The sequence below is a fragment of the Megasphaera sp. UBA4382 genome, from assembly GCF_002391155.1.
GTDB classification, from domain to species: Bacteria; Bacillota; Negativicutes; order Veillonellales; family Megasphaeraceae; genus Megasphaera; species Megasphaera hexanoica.
Genome location: NZ_DGRS01000001.1, coordinates 1 through 4,891, shown reverse-complemented (window position 1 = coordinate 4,891; position 4,891 = coordinate 1). Strand labels below are relative to the sequence as shown.

Below are 4,891 nucleotides of genomic sequence, written 5' to 3'. Positions count from 1 at the left end.
TCGGGATGAGCCTTTTCAATTTCATCGAGGAGGATGACGCTGTAGGGATGACGGCGTACGGCTTCGGTGAGCTGGCCGCCTTCATCATAACCGACATATCCCGGAGGCGCACCGATCAGACGGGATACAGTGTGCTTTTCCATGTATTCTGACATATCGATACGGATGATATTGCGTTCATCATCAAAGAGGGCTTCTGCCAGTGTCTTTGCCAGTTCTGTCTTGCCGACACCCGTAGGGCCGAGGAAGATGAACGAGCCGATGGGACGGTTGGGGTCCTTGATACCGGCACGGGCGCGGATGATGGCATCGCTGACGACACGGACCGCTTCGTCCTGGCCGACGACACGCTGATGAAGCGTATCATCGAGGTGGAGCAGTTTTTCCCGTTCGCCTGTCATCATCTTGGAAACGGGGATACCCGTCCAGCGGCTGACGACGCCGGCAATATCTTCTTCGCCGACTTCTTCCTTCAGGAGCTGGGAATCCTTGTGGGCATCCATGAACTTTTCCTGTTCTTCCATCTGTTTCTGCAGTTCCGGCAGTTTGCCATATTTCAATTCCGAAGCTTTGCCCAGATCGTATTCCCGTTCGGCCTTTTCCATTTCATTCTTGGTGGCATCGATTTCTTTCTTCAATGCCTGGGTGCGGGTGATAGCGGTCTTTTCTTTTTCCCACTGTTCTTTCAGGGCGTCTTCTTTTTCTTTCAGTTCATTCTTCTGGGCGGTGATTTTTTCCAGACGTTCTTTCGAAGCGTCATCCGTTTCCTTACTCAGTGACTGTTCTTCGATTTCCAGCTGCATGATCTTGTGAGTCAGGTCATCAATGGGAGCCGGCATGGATTCGATTTCCGTACGCAGTTTCGCCGCAGCTTCATCGACCAGGTCGATGGCTTTATCGGGCAGGAAACGGTCGGAAATATAGCGGTCGGAGAGAACGGCTGCCGCGACCAGTGCTTTATCACGGATGCGGACACCGTGATGGGCTTCGTAACGGGATTTCAGGCCACGGAGAATGGTGATGGTGTCTTCCACAGACGGCGGATCGACCATGACCGGCTGGAAACGCCGTTCCAGAGCGGCATCTTTTTCGATGTATTTCTGATATTCGTTGAGGGTCGTAGCCCCGATGCAGCGCAGGTCACCGCGGGCCAGCATCGGTTTGAGGATGTTGCTGGCATCCATGGAGCCTTCGGACGCACCAGCGCCGACGACCGTATGGATTTCATCGATGAACAGCAGAATCTGACCATCCGATTTAGCGATTTCATTGAGGACGGATTTCAGTCTTTCTTCAAATTCACCACGGTATTTGGCACCGGCAATGAGGGAGCCCATATCGAGGGAATAGAGTGTCTTGTTCTTCAGTGATTCCGGCACATCACCGGATACGATACGGCGGGCCAGCCCTTCGACAATAGCTGTCTTGCCGACGCCCGGTTCACCAATCAGCACGGGGTTGTTCTTTCTCCGGCGGGAGAGGATTTCTACGGTACGACGGATTTCATCATCACGGCCAATGACCGGGTCGAGTTTGCCTTTGCGGGCAGCGGCTGTCAGATCGCGGCCGTATTTTTCCAGTGCTTTGTAATTGCTTTCCGGGTTATCGCTGTTGACATTCTGTTTGCGGTTTGCCCGGATAATGGACATGATTTTGTCCTTGGCCAGACCGAATTCACGGCACAGCGTCTGTACGTCACTGTCGCTTTCTTCGACGATGCCGAGGAGCAGATGTTCCGTGCTGATGTATTCATCGTGCATTGATTCGGCATACTGCTGGGCCTTGCCGATGACACGGGCCATTTCTACAGCCATGGTCAGCTGGCTCTGTCCCTGGACGGACGGAATCTTTTTCAGGAGTTGTTCCAGCCGGGCCTGGAGCATAGGCACATCGGTGCCGCATTCTTTAAAAATCGTGGCCAGCAGGCCTTCCGGTTCCTTGACCAGTCCCATGAGAACGTGGACGGACGTAATTTCCTGATTGTAATGCAGGGCGGCTATCTGCTGCGCTGTCTGGAACGCTTCGATGACCTTCTGCGTATATTTTTCATTTCCCATACTAAGACCTCCTTACGTAGGGCGTAAGTTGCATGTAAAAGTAGTGAACAACTAAGTTCAATTATCATTATATCCATAAAAGTCAAAAAGTCAATAAGACAAAAAGAAAAAATTGAACTTTTTTGTTTTTTTTTCATTGCGAGTGCTGCCGCTGCCGGAAACATTGACAAGAAAGGCCGTTGTCCGTACAATCAGGTACAGAATAGAAAGGAGAGATATATTGATGGGACGGACGTTGTGGCAATGGGAAAAACAGGCTTTTCAGGGAGAGGTACAGGCCCAGCGCGAAGTGGGCGACCAGTATTTCTTTGCCGCCTATGAAGAAGAAAAAGAAGAATTGCTGCAGCTGTCGTTGTACTGGTATGGCATGGGCGCCCGGGCCGGTGATGCCCGATGCCAGTATGATCTGGCCTATCAGTATGAACACGGTCTGGGAACAGAACCGGATATCCGTAAGGCTGCGTACTGGTATGCCCGGGCGGCCGTCCAGGAACTGCCCGAAGCGGAAAATAATCTGGGACATCTCTACGAAACAGGATGCGGCGTCGTGCAGAATTACGAGCTGGCCGTATATTGGTATGGACGCTCTGCCCGCCACGGCGATGCCGACGGACAATGCAATCTGGCTATTATGTATCAGTTTGGCTACGCCGGGACAGCCGATTATAAAAAAGCCGCCATGTGGTATACACAGGCGGCGGAGCAGGACAATGTCATTGCCCAGAATAATCTGGGATATTTATATGAAACGGGAAAAGGTGTTTCCCGGGATTATACAGAGGCAGCCTACTGGTACCGGCTGGCTGCTGAAGGCGGTGACGGGCCGGCGGCCAACAATCTGGGCCAGCTCTATGAACAGGGATTTGGCGTCGAAAAGGATCCGGAAAAGGCAGCCGTCTGGTTTTCCCGTTCTGCCCGGACCGGATACACGGAAGGCATCCGCAACTATATCCGCATACTGGAAACGGGAACAGGGCTTCCCATGGACAAAGAAGCTGCCGCGTATTGGCGCAGGCAGCTCGATGAACAGATTAATGGAAAAGGTTGATAAAAATCGTAATGACCGATGCGTTGACCGGGTCGATGATGAGTGATCCGATGAGGGGGATGACGAAGAATGCCGTCGGTGCCGGGCCGAATAATTCTGTCATGGCCGTCATATTGGCGATGGCGTTCGGTGTAGCACCCAGACCGAAGCCGCAGACGCCGGACGTCATGACCGCTGCTTCATAATCCCTGCCCATCATGCGGAATACGACGAAATACGCAAAGAGGGCCATGATGACGGCCTGACTCAGGAGCATGACAATCATGGGCACGGCCAGATCGCTGAGCTGCCATAATTTGAGGCTCATGAGGACGCAGGTCAGAAAGACTGTGAGCCCCAGATTGCCCAGCACTTCGCTTTCTCTCTGGTACACCTTATATACATGGGTAAAATCGGAAATATTGCGGATAACGGCAGCGACCAGCATAGAGCCGATATAAGCCGGGAAAATCAGTCCCAGGCTGTTCAGGAATCCGCTGACCAGTGTTCCCAGCCCCATGGCCAGGAACAGATGGGCCATGGCATTCATGAAATGATGGTTGTTGATGGACTGGCCGGTGATGTGTTCCTGCTTGATGACTTCTGCCGCTTTTTCTTTGCTGCTGGCGATGGAAGACAATTTGTCTACTTCTTCCTGACTGACCGACGGGTCGAGGCGTTCCGTATCGGCATGACTGTGCAGGTGGTGTCTGTGGACCAGCTGTTCACCGACAGGGCCGCCGATGAGGCCGCCGGCGACGAGGCCGAAGGTAGCTGCGGCGACGGCGATGGTAGCGCCGCTGCCCAGCCCCATTTCTTCCAGGAGGGGACCAAAGGCAGCCGCTGTAGCATGACCGCCGACCATGGGAATGGAGCCGGTTGCCAGCCCCATATAGGGACTGAGGCCGAACAGGGAGGACAGGCTGATGCCCAGGATATTCTGGATGACGATGAGTACTGTCGTGATGACAGCCATTTTAAAGACCATGATGCCGCCGCGGCGGATCAGGCTCAGACTGGCCGTATAGCCGACGCTGGTGAAGAACAGCATCATGCAAACGTTCTGCATGACTGTATCCTGCTCATAAGACCAGATGCCCTGTGTATACAGCAGGCAGTTCAGGACTGCGAACAAGATGCCGCCGATGACCGGGGCAGGAATGCAGTACGTCCTGAGGGCAGAAATTTTTATACGCAGGAAAACGCCGGCATAATACACCAGGATGGCCGCAGCCAGCGTCTGATAGATATTGAGTTGTATAGACAACGAAATACTCCTCCTTTGCACAACGTGAAATTGATTTGCTGGTATAGAAAACAAATCTAATCATATCAGAAAAAATCCACATTGACAACATGGGGGTTAGAAGGAAAATGTGTCAGCGTATGCGGGGAGACTGATAATAATCCTGCCGCGACAGGCGGGCCTGAGTGCCATGGAAGCAGTAGTACTGCATATCGGTGCAGCGCAGGTCCAGTGCCAGCTGTTTCCGGCCCAGTGGGGAAAGAGAATCGGCGGCTGTGATGCGGGTGATGACAGGCAGTTCTTTCTTTATTTCTTTTATATAGGGAGATACCTTTTGAGATAAGGCCAGCAGCCGGGCATACTGGGGTCCTAGCTGGTATGACTGGTCCATGAGACTGCGGCTGGGTGAAAGGAGCGTATAAGCTCCCATGCGGCATAGACGGCTGTAGGCATAGCGGCGGGTCTTGATGGCAGCCAGTGCCTCTTTGTACGTGACGGACTCCTGCATACAGCGGTGCCAGCGGTTCTCCAGCCCTTCGTTAAAGGCCGGGAGCTGGCGGA

General features: G+C 53.2%; 4 protein-coding genes. 1 reads left to right on the top strand and 3 read right to left on the bottom strand.

The window, feature by feature from the left end; translation table 11 throughout:
* Positions 1-2,057 (bottom strand): ATP-dependent Clp protease ATP-binding subunit (locus B4H10_RS00020; protein ID WP_292017949.1); only part of this gene is annotated, 2,057 nt, incomplete at its 3' end.
* Between the two features lie 223 nt (positions 2,058-2,280).
* On the opposite strand from B4H10_RS00020, the gene B4H10_RS00015 reads away from it, so the two are divergent.
* Positions 2,281-3,105 carry a tetratricopeptide repeat protein gene (locus tag B4H10_RS00015; RefSeq protein WP_292017948.1) on the top strand — a complete coding sequence of 275 codons (825 nt, stop codon included), beginning with the start codon at positions 2,281-2,283 and terminating at the stop codon, positions 3,103-3,105.
* On the opposite strand, the gene gltS is transcribed toward B4H10_RS00015, so the two are convergent.
* Together gltS and B4H10_RS00005 are read right to left on the bottom strand one after the other, a co-directional pair.
* Positions 3,089-4,351, bottom strand: a complete 1,263-nt coding sequence (gltS, locus tag B4H10_RS00010) for a sodium/glutamate symporter (protein WP_292017947.1) — start codon at positions 4,349-4,351, stop codon at positions 3,089-3,091. The genes B4H10_RS00015 and gltS overlap by 17 nt on opposite strands.
* 112 nt (positions 4,352-4,463) lie before the next feature.
* Positions 4,464-4,891, bottom strand: a 428-nt coding sequence (locus tag B4H10_RS00005) for a nucleotidyltransferase family protein (protein WP_292017946.1), incomplete at its 5' end; no start/stop codon positions are given.

What these genes read in the sequence shown, in the direction of transcription:
- B4H10_RS00015 (WP_292017948.1), top strand. Translation starts at nt 2,281, where the DNA reads ATGGGACGGACGTTGTGGCAATGGGAAAAACAGGCTTTTCAGGGAGAG.